The organism is Pseudoalteromonas sp. UG3-2 (assembly GCF_037120705.1).
GTDB lineage: Bacteria > Pseudomonadota > Gammaproteobacteria > Enterobacterales > Alteromonadaceae > Pseudoalteromonas.
Window position 1 is genome coordinate 205806 of the sequence record NZ_JAWLJU010000001.1, and the last position, 22877, is coordinate 228682.

At 47.2% G+C, this 22877-nt stretch carries 6 protein-coding genes; 3 read left to right on the plus strand and 3 right to left on the minus strand.

Features of this window, described 5'->3' with window-relative positions:
- Nucleotides 1-97 precede the first annotated feature (97 nt).
- Nucleotides 98-4585: an EAL domain-containing protein gene (locus R3P39_RS00915; RefSeq protein WP_336565132.1), complete on the plus strand. Its 4488-nt coding sequence runs from the start codon at nt 98-100 to the stop codon at nt 4583-4585.
- Here the strand turns inward: R3P39_RS00915 and R3P39_RS00920 are convergent.
- Together R3P39_RS00920 and R3P39_RS00925 are read right to left on the minus strand one after the other, a co-directional pair.
- Nucleotides 4582-7233 (minus strand): ATP-binding protein, encoded by a 2652-nt coding sequence (locus R3P39_RS00920; RefSeq protein WP_336565133.1) that lies wholly within the window; start codon nt 7231-7233, stop codon nt 4582-4584. The two genes, R3P39_RS00915 and R3P39_RS00920, sit on opposite strands and share 4 nt — an antisense overlap.
- 184 nt (nt 7234-7417) lie before the next feature.
- The gene (locus R3P39_RS00925) at nt 7418-8308 is read right to left on the minus strand and encodes a cation diffusion facilitator family transporter (RefSeq protein ID WP_336565134.1); all 891 of its coding nucleotides are present in this window, start codon (nt 8306-8308) and stop codon (nt 7418-7420) included.
- Between R3P39_RS00925 and R3P39_RS00930 the strand changes: the two genes are divergently transcribed.
- Nucleotides 8225-8473, plus strand: a complete 249-nt coding sequence (locus R3P39_RS00930; RefSeq protein WP_336565615.1) for a hypothetical protein — start codon at nt 8225-8227, stop codon at nt 8471-8473. The genes R3P39_RS00925 and R3P39_RS00930 overlap by 84 nt on opposite strands.
- A 271-nt stretch (nt 8474-8744) precedes the next feature.
- Nucleotides 8745-9950, plus strand: a complete 1206-nt coding sequence (locus R3P39_RS00935) for a response regulator (RefSeq protein ID WP_336565135.1) — start codon at nt 8745-8747, stop codon at nt 9948-9950.
- 97 nt (nt 9951-10047) lie between these two features.
- Here the strand turns inward: R3P39_RS00935 and R3P39_RS00940 are convergent, their stop codons facing one another.
- Entirely contained in the window at nt 10048-22845 is a 12798-nt protein-coding gene (locus R3P39_RS00940) for an Ig-like domain-containing protein (protein ID WP_336565136.1), read from the minus strand.
- Nucleotides 22846-22877: the final 32 nt, after the last annotated feature.

The window sequence follows — 22877 nt, forward strand, 5'->3', positions numbered from 1 at the left end:
GCGACTAGACAAGCAAATAACATCAATGCCGACAGTCTTGTTTAGAGTAAGTGATATTAAAGGACTAGTTTTGATTCGATTTATTTAAGGTCTTTTAATGAAGCAAACGCTATTATGTTGTCTATTCTTCTTTGTTGCTTGCACCATAGTAGCGCCCAGTTACGGGCATACCCCTTCGCAACACATCAGCCGCTTCTCCGTCGAAGAGGGCCTTTCTCAAGCGTCCATCACCAGCATTACTCAAGATAAACATGGCTTTATTTGGATTGGTACGTTACTCGGTTTAAACCGCTACGATGGCAATCAAATGACTGCCGTCTCGGCTGGGGTCAACCTCAGCGAGTATGAAATAGTGGGTATTTTTAATATTGGCCAAGACGAGTTATTGGTTTCAACGTTTCTTAATGGCGCTTACTTAGTTAATGTTGACACCTATCAAGCACAAAAAATATACGACGGTAAACAGGGTAACAATAATACCGGCATTGCAGCGGTAACTACTGCTATAGCGTACAAAGACAACATACTGCTGAGCATCGAAAATACTCTTTATACACTCGACCGCAAAACACTTAAAACGGAACTACTAGTCCACTTCGAAAGCAACCAAGTGATCCGGGCACTGCATCGTATCGACAACAGTATTCTCATAGGTACCACCCAAGGCTTATACCAATATAGAATGCCAGCGGGTAAACCTAAACGGCTGAGTTTTACTGATACCACCTCAGAATATAACCAAGACGTAAAGCTATTGAAACAAGACCCAGCACTGGGCTTATTAATTGGTACTGTCGAGGGCTTATATGTAATGCCCATCATCGATAAAAAACTGCTTGCCAATAAGAGCTATACCCTAGTGCCAGAGAAGAACATTTGGGGTCATCAAATCACCCCATATGGCGAGTTTATCGCAACAGAAACGGGCCTCTATAAGGTCTCGCGGCGTAACAAATCCATCAACAAAATACTGTCACTTGCAGAGAGTCGGTATTTACTAACCAACCCAAGCATCATCAGCTTATATGCCGATAAAAATCATAACCTTTGGATGGGCACGTACAATGATGGCACCTATATGTGGCCATCCAGTGCATTGCGCTTCGATACCCTCGCCAGTCATAAGGACAGATACGCTAATAACAATGTTTGGTCTATTTTAGAAACCCAGCAAGGCGAGATTTTGATTGGTACCGACAATGGCATCAATGCCTTCGACAGCACCAGCAAACGCTATAAAACCACGTATTTACAAAACCGTGAGTCAAAAGCGCTCTACGGCGCTGATGCGATATATTCAATATTTACGGCACCCGCCTTAGGTGAAAATACCTTTGTGGTACAAACCTCGGAGTCCGTTGCACTGTTCGACCGCCAACAGAACACTAAAAAAAGGATCCCCTACCCTGGGCATAGCAGCGATAATCAGTACAGCTGGGGAGTAAGTCAATATCCGCAGCAGCGCTTCCCGTTTATTACCGATAAAGGCTTTTACGAATACCACGCCCTAAACAACAAAGTTAACGCGTTAACAGGCCTTAATAATAAGCTTACCAGTACAGAGGCATTTTTATTCTTACCGGCGCTCAGTGCTGATGATGATGCCTATTATATTAGTACTGCAAAGGGGCTGGCTCAATATGACAGCCAAACTGACACCCTGACATGGCTGTATCAAAAGCCAGATAACCTGATGGTATCGGCAGTAAACGATTGGACACTAGGTACTGACGGCAAGTTATGGCTTGCAACTAGCACCGAAGGCATAATTTCACTCGATAGCAGCAGTTATGAAGTCAAACACCGTATCGATAAGTCTGTTGGCTTGGCAAGCAACGTTATATATGGTTTAAAGCGTGACCGTAATGGCGTGTTATGGGCCAGCTCACAGCGTGGCTTAATTCGTTATGATCACCAAAATAAAGGCTTGCAAACGTTTAACACCACCCATGGTTTACCCACATTAGAATTCAATGGCGGGGCTGTAAGTCGCTTAAGTAATGAGCATCTCGCGTTTGGCACTATTAACGGCACGGTGTTGTTTAACCCAGCCGATTTCACTACCAGCGATAAAGTAACCCACTCAGTGCAATTGACGCAACTGGATGTTCTTAACCAAAATACTCGCTTTATCGCACCACAACGTATTGCTGAGGCACTTGATTTCAACTTCGATGACATAGGCATTGAAATACAGTTTTCCGATTTTGACTTTACCAACAATGACTCCACGCGATTTAACGTTGCCCTTTCGGGTCCCAGCGCAGTGCAATACAGTGGCCTCAATCGCAATAAAGTATTCTTTAACCAGCTTTCACCGGGACACTATGAACTCAATATTTCAGAGCATTCTCTGGTGGATGACCATGTTGTTAATAGCCTAACAACACGCTTTAAGGTGGCCCACTCCCCTTGGCTATCGCCCTACGCTATCGCCCTTTATATTATCAGTGGCTTGGCAATTACCGGCCTCATCATTGCTCGTCACAAAACAAAGCAAGCACAGCTCACCACGGCGTTAAAAGCAGTAACACACGCTAGCCAGCAAACCAAGTTGGCACTGCGCTCAACCAAAAGTGGTGTATGGTCGGCCAATTTGGACAGTCGCCTTATTACCCAGCAACGGGCACATGATCTTGGCTTTAGTGACACCACCATCACTTTACAAGAGCACTACAACGCCATTCATCCTGACGACCGAGAGATGGTAGAGCAAAGCTGGAAAAAGTTTATTTCTAACCCCACCAAAGCCCAGTTATCACTTTCTTATCGGCTAAAATGCCAAGACGACAACTGGCACTGGTTTCATGATTTCGGCCAAGTGGCGGAGTTTAATGACCAGGGTGAAGCCACTGAGCTGCATGGTATTTATACCAATATCACCACCCAGAAAGCCAACCAAATGCAGGCCAGTATGCTTGGAGAGGCGTTTTCTCAGGTCAATGACTGGATACTCATTTTAGACCCGTCGCTGCAGCCCATTGCTGTGAACGCCAGCTTCTGCAACGCGTTCCAGCTAGATGAAGAGCAAGCGCTGAATGAGTTAACAACCCAACGTTTTGTTGATGCCATTGGCCAGCGTAAGTTCCATAGCCTCATTGCCAACCTCAAGTCTCTTGGACCAAACCAGTATTTACGCCAAGAAGTACAAGTGAACGATGGTCAGGATAAAGTGCATCCTGTGCAGTTAAGTATTAGCGCCATCTCTAAAGATCAACGCACACTTGAGTATTTTGTGGTGGTTGTCACAGACTTAACGGAGCAAAAGAAAGCCGAAAATGAGTTACGCTACCTCGCTAACTTCGATGCACTCACACAGTTACCGAATCGCAACCTGATGCTGCAGCACATTGAATTTGCACTATTTAATGCCAACAATCAGCAACACAACTGTGCTTTACTATTCATTGACCTTGATAAGTTTAAACCCATCAACGATGCTTATGGTCATCATATTGGTGATAAGCTGTTAATCGCCATTGCCAAGCGCATTCAATCGCAAATGGATAATAACTGCATCCTTGCTCGTCAAAGTGGCGATGAATTTTTATTGTTAATGAAAACCCTGCCCTCAGTTGAATACGTCAGTGGCATGGTGTCTAAGTTAGTGAAACATATTCCTGAACGCATAGAGATTGAAGGGATCACCGTCAGTGTATCAGCAAGTGTGGGTATTGCCGTTTACCCCTTTGATGGTGATGAACCTGAAGAATTGATCCGTAATGCCGACGTGGCCATGATCCACGCCAAGCAATCTGGACGCAATGCTTATAAATTTTTTACCGATGCCATGAACCAAGAGATCCGCAAAAAACTGCGTTTAGAAACCATTATGAAGACGGCAGTTCGCGGCAATGAGTTTTTAAATCATTATCAGCCAATTATCAATACTACCACCGGTGGTATTGCTGGAGTAGAGTTGCTAATGCGTTGGCACCATCAGGGAGAACTCATTCCACCAAACGACTTTATCCCTATTGCCGAAGAAAATGGCTTAATAGAAGTGATGACTGAGCAGGCGCTAATTCGTGCCTTAACCGAATTGCGCCCTTTATTTAATCAGCAGTCTGACTTTTATGTATCACTTAATCTCAGTGCCGTGCATATTTTGCGTTCTGATATTGCCAGTCAATTTAGCGAGATACTCAGTGCTCACGGCTTAAGAAACCATAACCTCCGCCTTGAGATCACTGAGTCCATTTTTATGTCCGATCTAGCTAAGGCCAGAGCAACCATTAATGAAATGAAACGAGCAGAGTTTGTATTACTGCTCGACGACTTTGGCACAGGCTTTTCTTCATTAACGTATTTGAATGAATTCCCTCTGGATATTATTAAAATCGACCAAGGCTTCGTGCGTAATATGACAGCCAAACCCGCCAATAAATCAATTATAAGAACCATCTACTTATTGGCCCAGAGCTTGAATATGAAATGCATTGCAGAAGGGGTAGAAACCGAAAAGCAGCTTAGTTACTTACGTGAGGTCGGTTGTGAATACATGCAGGGGTATTTGTTTGCTAAGCCATTACCGGCAGAAGAGCTTATTGCGTTATTTGAACAAAAATACTTATCTCACGCTTAAGCTTTAACCCAATCTGATAGTTTTTGATAAACGCTATTAACGTCTATTGGCTTAGCAATAAAGTCATTCATGCCGGCATCCAAACAGCGCTGCTTATCTTCTTGGTAAGCATTAGCGGTGATGGCGATAATATAGGGCTGGCCATAAAGTGACTCATCCGTCCGAATGGCTTTGGCGCAGGCGAAACCATCCATGTTGGGCATTTGACAGTCCATTAAAATCAACTCACAAGGTTGTTTTTGCAACACCTCTAAGGCAATGACGCCATCGTCTGCTGTGTGCAAATGGCACTCCGTTGGCTCTAATAATTTTGCGACCACCATTTGGTTTATTTTATTATCCTCAACCAGTAACACATTTACCCCTGATAGATTCGGCGTTTTAACCAGTTCTTCTTGTGCCGGATCCGACTTGCTGGCAATGGCCGGTATAGTGACAAAAAAATGACTACCTACGCCAAGCTCACTTTCTAGGGTTAACTCTCCAGACATCAGCTCTACTAACTTTTTGCTAATGGCCAAGCCTAAGCCTGTACCACCGAACTTACGAGTAATCGTTACATCTGCCTGAGTGAACTCCTCAAACAGCTGCTCTTGCTGAGCTTTTGAGATACCAATTCCTGAATCTGCAACACCAAAATGGAGTTGCTGGTGTTCATAATCCACTGTTAGCTTGATATGACCTTGCTCGGTGAATTTTCCAGCGTTACTCAGCAGATTATTAATCACTTGCGATACACGTAATTCATCTAACTCGGCGTATTGCGGTACTCTATCACTGCAGTGGTATTGAAACTCTACGCCATACTTACCATACGACGCCTTAAACATAGCCACTAAGCTTGCCATTAACTCTGGTAAGTTGACCACCGACTTATCTACTTTCAACGCGCCGGCTTCAATCTTTGAATAATCTAAAATGTCATTCAATATCAACATAAGATTTTTCGCCGACTGCTTAATGACGCTGATCTGATCCGATACTTTTATATCTAGCCTTGGCGTTCGCAGCAAATTATCAGACAAGCCAATGATGCCATTTAACGGCGTGCGTATTTCATGGCTCATGTTAGCTAAAAAACGGCTCTTCGATTGATTGGCAGAATTGGCAGCTTCAACAGCTTTAGTTAGCTCGGTGGTTTTTTCAGCAACCTGGTGCTCTAGCTCACGGTTAAAGCTGGTTAGCTTTTGGTTAAGCATAGCGTTTTCTTCACTGGCTTGCGTTTGCTTTGAAAAACTAAGGGTAAGCTTATAGGCCAGCTGATTAAATTGTTGCTGCAGCTCGACAATTTCCAAAAAACTAGTTTGTTCGGTGGCGGAGTTGTTAATTACCTTGGTGGGTTCGTAGGCGTGAATATCCTGACTTAATGAGACAATAGGTTGAACCAGCAGCCTGGTTAAATAGCGTACAAAAACTGAGCTCAAAGCAATAATGAACAACGCCAACAGCAGCGCATCAAGCCAAGCTGCGGCAGCCAAATAGTTAAGGTACTTACGCTCAAACAAAGTGACAACCGACCATTGATAGGTACTTGACTGCGCTGTTTGTTTATACAAAATTTGCTCGGTGGAATCTTCAAAGGTATCGGTTGTCTCATCAAACAGCGCCTGTAAAACAGCATAATTGGGCATATCGAGGGTTTTAAACTCGGTTTTTAATGAGCTAAACACCACTTGTTTGTTTTTATCTAAAATAATCAGATGACTTGGTTTTGACAGTATCTCAGGAATAAAACGCTCAAATGAGCCAAAAATTAACGAGCCTTCTACTATGCCACTAAACTCGCCCCCCTTTAATATCGGCGCCGAAATCGCCACAATGGCGGCTTCATCAAAGCCTCTGCCCTGAAAAATCCCCGACACATAGCCTTTCGGGTGAGTGGGTGCTAATTGAAAATAGTCTCTATCATCGACGTAATGTTGTTGCTTGGCCATTTCTTTGGCAAAAGCAAGCGGCGCAAAGTGTGTGATCTTAGCCTCTTTATCGGCCACGATTGCGGTTCTGAAGTTCGGGTAAGTGGTAATAAAGCGGGTTAATACATCTTGCTCATTTAACCCTAATGCGACTTGCTCAGCGGCGGTGACAGTGGCATCTCGGTAGCTGGATAAGTAATCATCCATGCGCGCCACTACGGTGTTCGACGCTTTTTTTAATTGATTACTCACTTCAGATTCAAGGCGCAGATAGTAATTGTTGGTCAGTACAATAGTGATCATCAACACCACCAGCACAATCACTAAACTCACCGTTGAATTGAGGATTTGATGAAGTGCAAGGCCTTGCCACTTACCTCGAGCAAAAAAGAAACTGAGTAAGTCCACCACCGCAAGACAAATGGCAGCATTAATAAAGTACTTACCAAGAGCGGTAATAATGACCAGCAGCGGCAACTGCAAAGCAAAGTAACCGAATATAAACAGCGCAGGCAAGCCCAGTAACAGCCAAAAGACTAAACCACGAACAAAGAAAAGCTTATTGGTTCTTACCGCAACAAAGTGCAGCCAAATCACCTCAACTAAAAACACTAATGACGGCCAACAATGGCCCCAGCGATAGAATATAAACGCGGCACCAATTGCCACCGCAATGACAGCATACTGCCAGCCAAATAGCAGTAACACAAATAACACAAATAACTGGCCTAACAAGAATTCGGAGCTATCCAAAAACTAAATAGGCAGCAAGTTGGCAGCGCCGCCAAGCATGCCAAGAAGCACAGTTAAAAGAAATATATGTTTTTGATTCAAGTGCAATTTAATCTGCTTATCTTAAGCTGGGAATCTATTACTATAACAGTAAAAGAGAAACGGCGCTTTGCCAAGCACAGATTAATTAATGCTCAGGGCAATCATGACTTTCTATTTGCAGCACACAGCTAGCCACCCCAAAGCGTTGCCTTAGTTGCATTTCAACCTCGGAGCGACACGCCGAGTCGTGAGACTCTATAGTACAGTGGTGTTTTAAGACGATGTGTGCACCAACCACGAGTTTACCGTCCATTTCACTTACCGTGATGTTATGAGTGCTTTCAACGTGCTCAGTAGCCAAAATAGCGGACTCTACCGCACTGGGTTTAGGTAAGGCCTCAGCAGGTGTCATAAGCCCTTTCACGCAAGCCAACACCACTTTTACACCGGTAAACAAAACAAACAGCGAGATCAGCATACTGGATAAAATATCAATGACTTCCCAGCCCGTTAAATAGATAACTACCCCGGCCACAAAGGTAGAGACTGTCGATAGCAAGTCAAAAAAGGAGTGTAAAAATACCGCGTACACATTGATGCTGTCTTTTCTGCCTTTATACAAGATCCAAGCTGAAGCACCATGAAATAAAAATCCGATGGCCGCAATCACCGACATCAAATAGCTATTCACTCCTAAGCCATGACCCTCACCGTGGTGACTTAATCGCTCTCCCCCTTCAAATAAAATGATGATCGCAATAGAAAGGTACAAGATGCCATTTATTAAGCCACCAGTGTACTCGGCGCGCTTATAGCCATCGTTATAAGTTTTCGCTAGGTAAACTGCCACACTCGAGGCGATCAGAGCAATAAACAATGAACTGTTATGGACAAATAAGTGACCAGCATCGGCAAGCACAGCTAATGAGTTGGCATAGTAGGCACCCACGACTTGAATGACCATAAAGGTGCAAGTAATAGTCAACGCTATCAACAATCGTCGTCGAGAGGCTTGGTGCGTGGTGATGTCTGTCATGAAATGAACGTGTACCTAGTAGTGGAATTTGATAGCTTATCTGCGTTGGTATATCTGGCTATTACCATTTTGAGTTTTGCATTTCAGGCCAGTTTGCAACTGAGTCGGTGGCACACTGAGACGCTCACCAATAGCAATGATATACAGTCGCAATTGTACGCTTAAATCGCTCTGATTGCACGAATAAAAGCATCAACCAAATCGCACCTGAACAAACTTTAACCATCACAACATCTTGGCGTAGAACAAGGTAATACAAAGCGAATATAAATCTTTGATAGCTAAACCAAACTATTTCTTCAAAACCAGCTCTAAGATTCATTGCAAAATTAGCTATCTCATAAATACTTAAGCAAAAGCGTGTAGCCCATTACTAATTCAAGCTCAGTAAGCTTAAGCTCGTTATGAGGTAAATTTTAATAAGGATAATTTGGCAATGACAAAGAAAACCGTCGAGCATGCGCAGCGTCACCCTAAGGTCATCATTATTTGCGATGACCCCAATGAGCTCACTGGTGTGGCCGATATTATTGCCTCTCAAGTTAAAGAATACCGAGTTTTTACCAGCCACAAAGAAGTGGCGGAACTACTCTCAGAAGCGCCACCCGATGTCATTGTTATTGCCCGTAAAACGGTGGCGAAAAGCGTTGAAGTCTACAGTTTATTGGCCAAACATGGGTTACTCAATTACCCTCATGAAAACATCCTGTTGTGTGAAAACAAAGAGTCTGGTGTGGCTTTTCGCTGTTGTATGAAAGGCATCTTTACCGACTACTTTGTTTATAAACCCATGTATGAAAACTATCGTTTTCGGATGATATTACACAATGCCTTAATTCGCACCGAAGGGGTCTCTGAAGTTGCGCAAATTCGTGAGGAGCACTTTGGTCGCATTGACGATAAACTCAAACAATTAATTGACGACGCTGCGGTTTATCATGGCCGGGCCGATCAAACCTTAAAAGATGCCAGAGCAAGCCTTGACTCACAAAAAGGAGTCAATCAGGTTCAAGATGATTTGCTTAATGAACTCAAAGCAAAACACCTTACTCCCTTGCTCGATCAACTGGAAAGCCAGCTTGCTGAAAGCGTCCATGAACTCACCCAGCGGCTAAAAGACAAACAACTCTCCATTGCTGAGTTAACCGCGGTACTCGCTGAAAAGGATCAGGCCAACAGTGCGCAACTGGCACAGCAAGTAATGCCGATGGAAAGCGATGGCCAAGTTGAAATCAAACCACAAAAGCCGGTAAAAAGCGATGAACCTTTCAAAGTAATGGTCGTGGAAGACAACGAAATCTACCGTGAAATGATAGCAAAAATCCTCCGTGATGAAGGACATAAAGTAGAAAGCGTCGGCAGTGGCTTGGATGCCATAAAAAAACTCCGCAAGCAGCGATTTTCTATGGTATTTATGGACTTATTTATGCCTGAGCTCGATGGTTACAACACCACCAAAAATGTGCGTAATATTCCCCATTGCAAAAAGCTGCCTATCGTTGCACTCACAAGCAATAAAAACAAAGGCATTATTCGCAAGTGGGCATCGCTTGGCCTCACGGGTTACATTACCAAACCTTCGACCAAAAGTGCCATATTAAAAGCCGTCGAAAAAGCTAAACTTGAGCTCAGTCAAGAGTAGCACACCGTTTTGCTATGACATCGAATTTTTAACTGTAGGTGATAAATAAAGAGATAGGAAAAGCCCTGCCATCCTTGGCCGGGCTTGTCATTGCTCGTTAGAACCGCACTTCCATACCAGCGGCTACTTCACCGATACGGTTGGCGCTTAGACGGTAATGGCTGTAGCTCAGTGTCAGCGCGGTGCTGTCGCTCAGCTGATAGCCTACTGCGCCACCAAAGTAAGCACTGGTGCCTTTTTGTTCGTACTGAACAAAGTGACGACCATTCAAGGTACTATTAACTTGGTAGTCCCAATTGTACGCACCCAAGAACAGCTCAGCATGCACTTTGCCAAATCGCACCACTTCCAAACCGGTTTGCAGTGCAAAACCTTCCGGCAACACCGGAGCAACGCGCGAAACGCTTTGGTGCCAGCTGTCTGGTTTCAGCGTGCTGCCGCTCAGCGTCACCCGACCCTGGCCCAGGTCAATATAGCGCAAACCAGCATACCATTTAGGCATCAGCTGATAAAAAGCACCAGCCGACCAGGACTGACTGCTTTCGTCCACGTTCGAGACCTGAGTCCCCGCTGGCAGTGCACTAAACTGACTATTTGCTTTGGCCTGTCCCAAAGTGGCCTGTATACGCCAAGCATCTGCCAGTGCCGGAGCACTGACTAGGCAGCTAGCCGATACAACCGCGTAAGCAGGTAACGCAGATTTACGACGACGCAGTATAAGCGTCGATACCATTATCAGTAACAAGCCACCTAAACTACCGGATGATTGGTTCTCTGCCGTGGCAACCTGGTGGGCTGTTACCTTAATTTTCGCAACCCCCTTACTGGTCGCACCTTTTGCGTCTTTGACCTCATAAGTCACGATATCTTCTCCGTTAAAGCCCAGTTTAGGCTCATAGCGTAGAGTGCCATCAAAATTAACCTCCGCCTTGCCGTGCGTAGCGATTGCGCTGATAAGCGTTAAGGCATCTCCATCAGGGTCCGTATCATTGGCCAATACATCAAGGGTGACAGTGGCCTTGTCATTAGTGCTGGCAGTATCGAGCTGAGTAAGCGGCGCGGCATTGACTACCAATTCAACCGTAACTATGGCGCTAGACGTCCCGCCCTGACCATCGGCAATGCTGTAAGTGATGGTTGCCGTACCAACATAATCCACCGGCGGTGTATAACGTAACTGATTATCCAGAATCTCAACATCACCAAAATCAGCGCTTGCACCTGTGATAGTCAGCGCATCTCCATCAGCATCACTGTCGTTTTCTAGTACATTGATAAACACAGGCAAACCGACATTTACAACCAAGTTATCACCCTGTGCCTCTGGCTGCGTGTTATCGCTCATCAGAACAGCAATACCACCAGGGTCAACGATGCTTCGGTTAGCAATGCCATCGTCGTCATTCGGACCACCATCAACAATTTTCAGTTGAACACACCAGTCGCCTTCATTCAGGCCATCTCGCCATTCGTTGCTGCCCGGAGGCGGGCAGTAACCCGGCTCACCAGTTGCCGATAGGATTGCATTGCCACCTGTGGTCACAAAGTTAACCCATTCACCGTCGCGGAACTTACGATAAATCGCGTTAACCGGAATAGGTTTACGCTGTGGGATCACGATGCCGTATACATCCCCCGCTTTTGGCAATCCGGTTGCGATAAAGTCGAATACACCGCCAATATTAGTGGCTTCACTATCTCCTGGCAGTTCATCTTCAATCAACTGCGCACCACCTGTCGAGTTTTGGGCTACGGTTACCCCTTTTCGCAGACAAACACCTGGCTCACCTTCCACCAGATACTGGCTCGCATCCTTCAGCTGGCCTGGGATCACATTACAGTCTCCGTTGCCATCCAGGTAGTCCGGAATACCATCATTATCCGAATCCGCAAAGCCTTCCAGCTCATCCGGGATCATGTCGCCGTCACTGTCTTCACTGCCAAGCTGTGGCAAACTATCAACAACCTCCAGATAGATATCCTGAGTTGAAGATAATGAAGGTGTGCCATCATCCGTTGCTGTCACACTGAGTTTATAGATCCCCGCAGCCAGTACACTTGGGTCAAATTCAAAGCGTTCGGCAGCAAAGCTTAGGTTCTTCATTTGTGCCTCTGCCGCTTCCCAGCTCAGCGTGACGCTGTCTTGCGGATTGGCATCGCTGGGCGAAGCACTCACAACAACAGGCTCGCCATTTTGCAATATCAGCGTTCGCGACTCACCGCTTTGGCTGGCATCCACACTTATCGACGGCGCGACGTTTTCTTCCACTATGGTTACTGTGGAGCTGGACTTGGCACTCTTATTTAGCGTATCTGCCAGAGTGATCACAATACTTTCGTTACCTTCGACCTTGCCGTCGGCAAAGACGTTAAAGGTAATGCTGGCCTCAGTGCCTGATTCAATCACCACTTCACCGTCAAGCAAATCATGGTCGTTACCATCGGCCGAGCCACTGACGGTGTAAGGCACAGTGACCGGATAACTTGGTGCCGGACCATTCAGGAAGACTTCCACCGTGTGGCTTTGCTCTTCCGCAATTTGGCTGTCTTTACTCAAAGACACCAACGGATTCACGGCAATGCTCTGCTTTTTCGCCGTAGATTGGTCATTGTTGTCGGTCGCTTTCCAGTATACTTCATGCAGTCCCGGCGCAAAGACGGTCATGCCATCCACCAGCGAGACCGCCAGCGGGTTTCCATTACCATCAAAGGCCGAAGCGGTACCTAAATCTACTTTAGTAAACAGACCGGTTGCATCCACGTTCAAGTCTTCAGGCACATTCAGAGTCGGCGCGTCGATCACATTAGATGCAGTGATCTCTACCGTCGCCGTCGCTTGCGCACGTGCTCCTGCAGCGTCTGATAGCACATAAGTGACCACGGCGATGTCTTGCGAGCTTGCCTGTGGTTGATACACCAGTTGACCATCGCTGATTGAAACAGTACCTATGGTTGCGCTTGCACCAATCAGATTCAAGGTATCACCCGCATCCACATCGCTATCATTTTCTAGTACGTCCAGTCTGTAACTACTCGCAACTTCGCTGAAGCTGAATGCGTCGCTTTGTGCCAACGGCTTATCGTTTACGGCATTCACCTTGATGCTGACTTGCGCCTCATCCGAGTTCATTTCGCCGTCGTTAACGACATAGCTAAAACTATCTAAACCATTGAAGTTGTTGCTTGGAATATAGCTGAACAAGGTGCCCTGCACGCTTAGTAAACCGTGAGCAGGCTGCTGAGTAATCGTGATGCTCAGGCTGTCCTGATCTGGGTCCGAAACGGGTGCACTAAAGCTAGTAGAGGCATCTTCATCGACAAATACCTGCATAGCCTGTGCAACCGGCTTGGCATTGACATAGCCGACTTCGATGGCAAATGCAGGTAGTGATGTCGTTAATTCGCCGTCTGAAACGCTAATCACTATATTAGTGTACTGGCCCACATCATCCCGACTCGGTGTGCCAGATAAAGTACCGCTTTGCGCATCAAAACTTGCCCAAGCAGGCTGGTTTTTAATGCTGAAAGTGAGTGAGTCATCATCTAAGTCACTGGCATCTGGTGTGAAGCGATAAGCATTGTCCTGATCCACACTGGTTGCTGGTGTACCTATGAGCACTGGTGCATCATTTACCGCAATCACATTCAGTGTAACCTGCGCAGCAGTTGATTCTTCCTGACCGTCAAATGCCACAAATTGTAAGCTGTCTTTACCGTTGAAGTCAGTATCTGGCGTATATAGCCAGCTGTTATCACTTTGTTGTGTTAACGTGCCGGAGTTGACGCCTTGGACGATTTGATACGTCAGCGCGTCCGCATCGATATCCGAGGCCGTGAGAGTTATCAACACACTACCATCTTCATCGACGTTTAGCACCTGAGCTTCAGCCACTGGCGCATCGTTCACTGGCATGACAGTCATAGTAACAAGTGCTTCGTTAGAAACCGCACCTGCAGTGTCTTTCACTGTATAAGTGAAGGTATCCAAACCGTTGAAATTAGCATTCGGTACATAGACAATCGCACCGCTTGGGCTCACTGTGACTTGACCACTTTGTGGCTGAGCGACCACAGTCACGCTAGCTGGATCTAACTGGTCATTGCCATCGACATCGTAGTCATCACCTAGAACGTTGACTTCATACGAGCCTTCTTCCTCTAGCTGTGCGGTGTTATCGACTGCTACTGGCGCGTCATTCACTGCCGTGATAGCAACGCTAACGGTTGCAGGCTCAGAGCTCAGCCCTTCGCTGTCCATTAAGGTATAAGTAAAGCTAAAGCTACCGTTCACATCCGCTTTGGGTGTGATCTCAAGCTGACCCTCGGCCAGCACTGTGACATCCGCCAACTCGTAGGCACCTGCGCCATTGCCCTGATCTTCGAGCATCACGTTGGCCCCATTGAAGCCCTGATCTTCCACATCTGTGTCATTGTTCAGGATATTAAGTGTGCCAGTTTCGTCTTCGTTGAGGGTGACGCTGTCGCCATCCGCTACCGGACGGTCGTTAATTGCGCCAATGTTGACAATCACTTCAACCGGCTCAGACACTAGGCCTTCGCTGTCCGCAATGGTATAGCTGAATGCATCACTGCCCGTGGCGTTGGCGTTTGGTGTATACACCAGCTTGCCTGACTCCTGGTTCACAGTGACAACCCCTTTGGTCGGCAATCCGCTCAGTGCAACCTCACCTTGTGGGTGGGTGTCTTCGATGTCACTCGATAAGGTTCGTACATCCAGCTCGTCACTCGGCGTGTCTTCCTCTACCGTTAATGTCGCGCCTTTGGCCACTGGCTGATCGTTCACCGCCGCAATGCTGATGGTCAGCGTGGCCGCTTTTGAGGTATTACCCGCCGCATCTTTTACCGTATAAGTCAGCGTATCTTCGCCCGTGGCATTCTCGTTTGGTGTATAAGTCAGCTTACCATTGGTGATGGTGTAACTACCCAGCTGAGGCTCAGTCACTACCGCCGTAGAGGCTGCCACCATATCGTTTTCTGCATCAGAATCATTCTCCAGCAGATCTATGGTGTTCGGCATGTCTTCTGTTAGTGCTAGGGTGTCGTCCAATGTCACTGGTGCATCGGCCTGCGGGTCAATCGTCAGCGCCACGGTGCGCGTCTGAGACAGTTCACCTGCGGCATCTTTCACCTGATAAGTGAAGCTGTCGCTGTGATTTTCGCTGCCATCATGGCTATAAGTGAAGCTGCCGTCAGCGCTCAGTAGCAAAGTACCAAACTGCGGTTCACCCACCACCACGGCGCTCAGGCTGTCTTCGCTGTCTAAGTCGTCATCCGTTGCAGTGCTCAGCAGGCCCTGCTGAGATGCAATGACCAGCTGCTCGGCTTCATCCAGTATAAAGCTAAAGTCCTGCGCCATAGGTGCATCATTGGTGTTGACCACTTCAATGTTGAATGCAGGCAGTGCGTGCTCGGCTTTACCATCATTGACGGTGATGACTATCTGCTCGTAGTTGCCAACGTACTCATCGCTCGGCGTACCGCTCAGTTTACCGGTTTGCTCATCAAAGCTTGCCCAGTCTGGTTTATTGCTGATCACAAAGGTATGAGTGTCATCGCTGTCCGGGTCGGTCAGCTCAGGCTCAAACACATACTCGGCATCTTCGTTCACTGTTCTCAGTGGGGCGCCCGACAGCACAGGGGCTACGTTGTACTTTTTGGTCACTGAAGCCGTTATAGGCTCACCCGCGTTGTTCGCTTCGTCAAACACCACAACAGTCAGGATCAAGCGTCCCTCTGCCAATGCAGAGACATCAATTCCGGTGACACTTTGCGTGGCTGCGGTGATGCTGATAGGCGACTGACTGCCCACCGAGGTAGTGCCATCACTCACCTGATAAGTCAGCATGCCTTTACCTTCAAGCCCATTTAGGATGAAGCTCATGGCCGTTTCGTTATCACGGTTGATCAAGGCCTGGTCGATACTGACCGACTGGCCACTTGGGGCTGTCGTATCCAGACTCAACACCAGCGGCTGTGCTGCCGTATTGGCATTGCCTGCAACGTCATTGAATACACCCGCTGCAATGCTGATGGTCACTTCACCTTGTGCATTCTCATCCGGCGTAAAGGTCGCCTGATAAGTGGTCGCATTCAGTGCTTTTAACTCGTTCAGGTTGCCGCTGCTTGCACTGATATCTTCCAGTATAAAATCTTCACTTGGCTCACTCAGTACAATAGTGATCAGCGCCTGCTCACCGACTTTCAGTGCCAGGTCGTTAGACGTCAGGCTCACCACTTGTGGCGCGGCAGTGTCGAGTATTGCAGTTGCTGAAGCCACTTCAGAGACATTGCCTGCCGGATCAGTCAGGGTCACTGTAGCATTCAGCTGTCCGTCGTTCAGATTGCCCAGGTTGATGCCACTAATAGTCTGGTTCGACTCAGTGACGTCACCTTGTGCAGACACCGGCAGGCCGCCTTGCGCGCTGCTGATCACATAGTGATAACGACTGCCCACTTCGGCATCGCCCAGCGTGATGCTGGCCGCATTGGCATTGGTGCCGTGGTAATAAGGTGCGCCAAACGCCACACTGTGATTGCCCGGCGCCTGGGTATCTATGTTCAGGGTCAGGGTATCGGAAGCCAGATTCGGGTTGCCCGCTGCATCGTTAAACTTGCCAGCGGCAATGGCAATGGTGCCTGCTACTTGCGAGTTCTCACTCGGCGTAAACGCGGTACGATAGCTGGTGTCGCTGATCTGCTCCAGCTCAGACACAGTACCGCCCGCCACGTTCAGTAATGCCTTATTAAAGTCGCTAACGGCTTCACTCAGACCAATGGTGATCACGCTGGTCTCGCCCGCTTTAAGGGCGGTCTGTGACGCACTCAAAGTGGTAATGGTCGGTGCAGTTGCATCCAGCGTGGCTTGTTTAACCAGCGCCTGAGCCGCATTGCCTGCGCTGTCGGTAAGTACCACCGACAAGCTCAGCGTGCCGTCTTTAAGCTGGCTTAGGTTCGCAATATTAACTTGCTGGTTTGCCGATGTGATGGTCTCAGTGCTGGTTAGTTCACCGCCGCCCGTGCTGGTCAGCGTGTAAGCATATGTCGCGCCCACTTCGGCGCCACTAAAGCTAAAGCTGGCCGCATCGCGATTGGCCAGATTGTAGGTTTGCTGATCCAAGGTGACGTCGTGACCATTTGGCGCCATGGTATCCAGAGTGGCCGTATCCGTTGCCGCCACACCGGCATTGCCAGCCTTATCGGTCAGCGTCACTGACAGGCTCAGCGGTCCGTCGTTAAGATTTTCGATATCCGTAATAACAATCTGCTGCTGCGCGCTGTCAAGCGTACCCGTGCCACTTATGCTGTGGCCGTCGCTGCTCATTGTATAAGCATAGGTTGCACCGGCTTCGCCGCCGCTCAAATCAAAGCGAATAGTGCTCGCAGAGCTGTTATAAACGTCTTTATCCAGCGTTACCGCATAACCAGTTGGTGCCTGGGTATCAATGTTAAGGTCAACCGATTTCGCCGCTGTATTAGCATTACCCGCTGTGTCGTTGAAGGTGTTGGCCTTAACGGTGACAGTGCCAGTCGCTTCAGTGCCTGCTGTTGGAGTGAAGCTGACCTGGTAATCTGTCGCGCTGCCGTTAAGGGCTGCAAAGCCAGACAGCTCACCACCCGATACCGACAACGATGCCATACTGAAATCGCCGCTTGCCTCGCTCAGGGTGATGGTGATCACGCTGGTTTCGCTAGCATTTATCGCGGTTTTTGATGACGTGATAGCTTGTACTTGTGGTGCAATGGTATCCAGTTTAGCGCTGTCCACAACTGCAGATGCCACGTTACCCGCAGTATCGGTGACAACTACATTCAGGCTCAGCGCGCCATCTTTGAGGTTATGCATATCCACAATGTTGACAGTATCCGTTGCACTGTTAATGGTGCCAGAGCCTGAAATTCTGCCACCACCGCTGCTGGTCAGGGTATAGGTATAGTTTGCACCGACTTCTGCATTAGCAAAGCTAAAGTTGGCGCTCCCCACTGTCTGGCCATGGTACTGAGACATGTTCATTGCCACGCTATGACCTGCTGGCGCTAACGTATCCACCTCAAATTGTTGATCAGTAGCGGCAACCTTGTTACCTGCTTTATCCTTGAATGCGCCGTCTGCAACGCTCACAGTGACTGCGCCGCTCGCTTGTGATGCAGCGACATATTTCGCGCTGTAGCGGTTGTTGCCCAGAGCCTGGAAATTCTGAAAGCTACCCGCACTTGATTGAAGATCGCTTTGCTCAAAGCCCGTGACTTCCTCACTTACGACAAATTCAAGCGACACAGGTTCTTTGCCAGATACCCCTTCTGGTGCAATGATCTGTAAGGTTGGCTTAACATTCTCGTACACAATATCCTGAGTGAACGGCAGCGATTCATTGCCATAGTCGTCAACCACAGTGACCGACAGCGATAAAGTACCATCGTTCATATTTTGGATGCCATGGCTGTCTGAGTCAAAACGAATAACTTGATCAGCGGTATTAATCGCACCACGACCACTGAGCGACTGCATCGTCCACTCATACGTTGCACCTTGCTCTGCACCCAGCAGTCTAAACAAACCGTCTTTAATGGTAACTGCATTAAACGCCGCGCCACTGACAACCACATTGGGTTGGTTTGGTGCCTGAGTATCAATGCCAAAGTTAAGCACAGGCGCTGCGGTGTTGGTATTCCCTGCGGCATCTGTAAACGCACCAGCTTTAATTTTAAGTGAACCAGCAGTACTAGAATTAACTGCTGGCACATAGGTTACCTGATAGACGGTAGGGCTCAACTTTGTAAAACCAGTCAGTGTGCCGCCTGCGGCCTCAAGGTCACTGATATCAAAGTCATCACTTGGCTCAGCCAGAACAATATCAACCACCGCAGTGCCGTCTTTATTTAGCTTGGCAAGAGAGGCTCTAAACGTAGCAATGCCGGGTGCACCTGAGTCCAAACGGGCAAAACTGGTTTGTGCTGCTGAGGTGTTACCCGCAACATCAGTTAAAGTAACCGACAGGATCAGTTCACCATCATTCAGACCACGAAGGTCAACAGGTGAAATGGTTTGCGTCGCACTCTCGATGGTACCGGAGCCGGTAACCGCGGTCCCACCGTTTCGACTGGTAATGGTATAGCTGTACTTAGAGCCAACCTCAGCGTTACTGATATTAAAACTTGCCAGTGCAGCGCTGGTAGCATGATAGGATGAAGCGGCAAATGCCGAATTGAAACCAGCTGGCGCAAGGGTATCTATAGATAACACCAAGGCATTATAGTTTTCTGAGTTGCCCGCGTTATCAAATACCACAGCATCTATCAAGTACTCCCCGTGAGGTATATTTTCGGTCACACTCAGTAACCAGTTGCCCTGTTCATCTACATTGGCCGTACCCAGTTCGCGGATAACTTGCCCATCACGTGATTTCAGCGTCAGTTTGACATAATCAGCGCCGGGCACTTTGCCTTCAAACGTAGGTCGTTGCGAGTTTCCGATCGCACTTCCACTACCAGAGTGACCAGCCAGCTTAACTGTCGCCTGCGAACCAATGTTCGGAGCGCTGGTGTCAATCACCACAACCAGAGGACTGGAGGGCGTGCCACTGACCTGACCATTCATTACACTGGCGGTAATGGTATGAGTGCCCGAATTCAGATCATTCGCTGGTGTTATTGACCAGTAGCCTTGGCTATCCGCAACAGCTGTGCCTATCACACCTGCTAAATCACTGCTGAGTTGTATCATCGCTCCCGGTGACGCCGTGCCAGTAAACTGCGGCCTGGTGACACTGGTAATATTGTCGCTGTTGCTTACTCCCTTATCTGATCCAGAAGACAAGCTGGGCTTTTCTGGGGCAACCTCAGGTAAGTTATTAATCACATTCAGCGTAACAATCTTACGGAAGCTAGACTGGCTGCCAGTGGCCTCAACACAGATCTGATTTAGTCCTGGAGCTAACACTGAAGACGAGCTCAGGTTATAACCATCCGCAGTCAAGCCAGCAAATACCGTGTCGTTGCACAGGCCATCACTCACCGAGAAAAACTTAAATGTGTGACTGGCACTGTCTGCATCGGTTACTGCGATGGTAGCAAAGACATTGTTATACAGCATTGCCGACTGATTAACCTCAGTGAGACTCAAGCGTATGTCTGTTGCCGGATCATCCTTACCAGTGACCGCAAATGGCACCGTGATATTAGATATTGGCGACACACCATCTTCAAGGCCATCTTCAAGTGTTAAAATCAGGTTGTCTGAGCTTTGTTCCGCACCAAGGTGCGTATAACTAAGCAACTGATTATCGATATCAGCTTGAGTAAACTGGCTACCAGCTGCCAACTTTTCATTGCTTTCTAGAACATCGTTTTGATTGGCATCTAGATACAACTCCCCAAACTCGGGTAATGATTGCACTGTGTAAGTCAGTTCAGACGCACTATCGTCAGTGTCTGTAAACTCGAGCTGAGAGTTCAATATCGTAACGCTTTCACCCTCGCCAACGGCAATAGTTTCGTTTTTCACACGCTGAGGCGCGCTGTTGGCATCAACAATAGTGCCGGAAATATTCACTACATTGTGCGTATTCCCATTGTTGCTCAGGTCTACTTTAATGGCAGCTTGCCCGACATATCCAGCCACAGGCATAAATGCAATTTTATTGATGATCTGGTTGATATCCGCGATAGAGCCCGTTATTTGTAAACTCCCATTGCTGTCATCTCGCGTGATTCCCAGGCCAAAATCGGCAATGTTTTCTGGTAACTTAAAAGCACCAGCATTGGCTGGAGACACCTCTAAGCTTAGAGAAACTTCAGTGTCATCGGGATCTTCAATGGTGTAATTTGGAAGTAATAGTGATGCACTGCCAGATTGTTTTATCTGTTTTTGCTGTGCAGTACCACGGTCAAATGACACAATCTCAAGATGCTGCTGTGGGAAAAGCGAACTATCTTGACCTCGTAAGTAAATGCTTAAGTCATCTTTGCTATTGACCGACAACTCTGGATGCGCATTGACTTCAAAAGGTACTTCGAACTCATACAGAGTTTGAAATTGCTCATCAACAACTGATGAGACAATAATACGAGAATTACCCTGGTTGCCCGACGCAACCTCAACGCTGTATTGAGAATAACTGCCTAAAATCGTTGCGCTGAAAGTACTTGTTACAGTCTGACCAAGTTGCAGAAGTACACTCTTATCAGCAGCATAGTGTCGATGCATTATATTCAATTTGTCTGGAGAACTGACACGCCTAGAAAAGTAACTGTAATGGAAGTCCTGAACGTCAGGATTAACTTTAATATCAAACTCATATTGTCCAGTCGTAGAGTTTGATGAGCTGCCACCTCTGCCGGATAGGCTAACCAACTCACCATCTACAATTTTATGTGAGCGATAGGCGTAATAGCTCATAGCATTCTCAGTCCCTTGGTAACCAGCTGAGCCATAAGCTAGTACCTCTCCGACCTTCGCCAGATTGAGCTTAAAGTAACCGTCCATAGGCTTGTCGCCGCTCCAGCCAGAAGAACCAGTTGAAAAAGGAGCGGTAAACAGGAACTCATCCTGCCAGCCTGCGAGGTCCGAATACTTAACTATACGGCCATGGGTTGTTTGTCTGGAATGGAAAAGCAAGTAAATATCGTCTTGCTTGTCTATGGTAAACCCAAATGTTTTACCCAGACTGGTATGAACATTGTAGGCGTTGGCCGAGTCGAGCTCAGGGCCCAACTTAAGTAGCTGTGTTTGTGTCACATCAAATTTGTACACGTCGACGACAGCATCACCATTACTGTGCATACTCAAAAAGGCAAACACGGGAGAGTTGTCACTGCTAAACAGCAACTGGGCATCATGCACCGAGCCACCATTTACATCATGACTACCTATGGGCGACCAGCGGCTACCGTCAAACTTATAAAAATGCACTTTATCATTCAAAAAATAAGAAGCATATGTATTACCAAGAATATCCGGCTTGATAACCAATTCACTTCCCTTGAGCATGTCAGAAGTTAGCGCGATACTCTGCGCATATACTTTTGAACTAAGCGCGGGAGCATCATCAGTAGCGTTAACAGTGATAGGGATGCGTATCTTTTCTCTCGTTGGGTAGGTATCTCTAAGCGGTTCCCCCCAATACACAGAGGCGTAAAAAGAGAGCTCTGCACTATTCACCTCAGCGCCATCATGCAGATAGTAGTACCTGCCCGAAGTTAAATTTGCATAAGTGTACTCACCAAAGGAACTACTACTTACGCGTTCACTCCTTTGAAGAATACCATCCTCATTCCTATCGTAGTACAGATGGCCTCCCTGCATCTTGGTATCTGGATAAAATCGGATTTGCTCCGACAGGCCTTCCGCAGCTGCACCGAAATCAATCAGTCCCTCAACTAGTTGCACTACTCCGCCTTCAGCCACAGATTGAGGGGGCATAGTTAATAAAGGTTCAAACTCTTGCGCATCCGTCACTGTTAGAGTGAACGATTTATCCGTCGATTGACCTGAGATTTTGTGCTTAGCAGTAACAGTGAACTGGTACTGGTTATTATTATCGCTGTCAGATGGTGACTCAAAATCAGGGCTCTCTATAAAATAGATAGATCCTGAACTGACTCTGAATAAATGAGCATCAACTCCTGACAAACTGTATTCAATGTCTTTATAGTCGTCATCATATTGATCTGGTGTGGTCGCCCTTGCATTAACAGAATTCGATGAATTCTCTGTTTGCTCTTGCTCTGAAGAAACACTATCGCTAAACACAGGCTTTGTTGGCGATACATCTGCCAGAACCATGGGGCTTTGCAGCGCCACCCCACCCAATAAAGCGGCCTGGATATGCCGGGCTAATTTACTTTTTTTACTTATGCTTTTATCACTAACAGACATCAAACTACCTACTTAAACTTAATTTTAAAATA

Excerpts from the sequence above, each read along its gene's own strand:
- R3P39_RS00925 (WP_336565134.1), bottom strand. The coding sequence starts at position 8,308 with ATGACAGACATCACCACGCACCAAGCCTCTCGACGACGATTGTTGATA.
- R3P39_RS00915 (WP_336565132.1), top strand. The coding sequence starts at position 98 with ATGAAGCAAACGCTATTATGTTGTCTATTCTTCTTTGTTGCTTGCACC.
- R3P39_RS00940 (WP_336565136.1), bottom strand. The coding sequence starts at position 22,845 with ATGTCTGTTAGTGATAAAAGCATAAGTAAAAAAAGTAAATTAGCCCGG.
- R3P39_RS00935 (WP_336565135.1), top strand. The coding sequence starts at position 8,745 with ATGACAAAGAAAACCGTCGAGCATGCGCAGCGTCACCCTAAGGTCATC.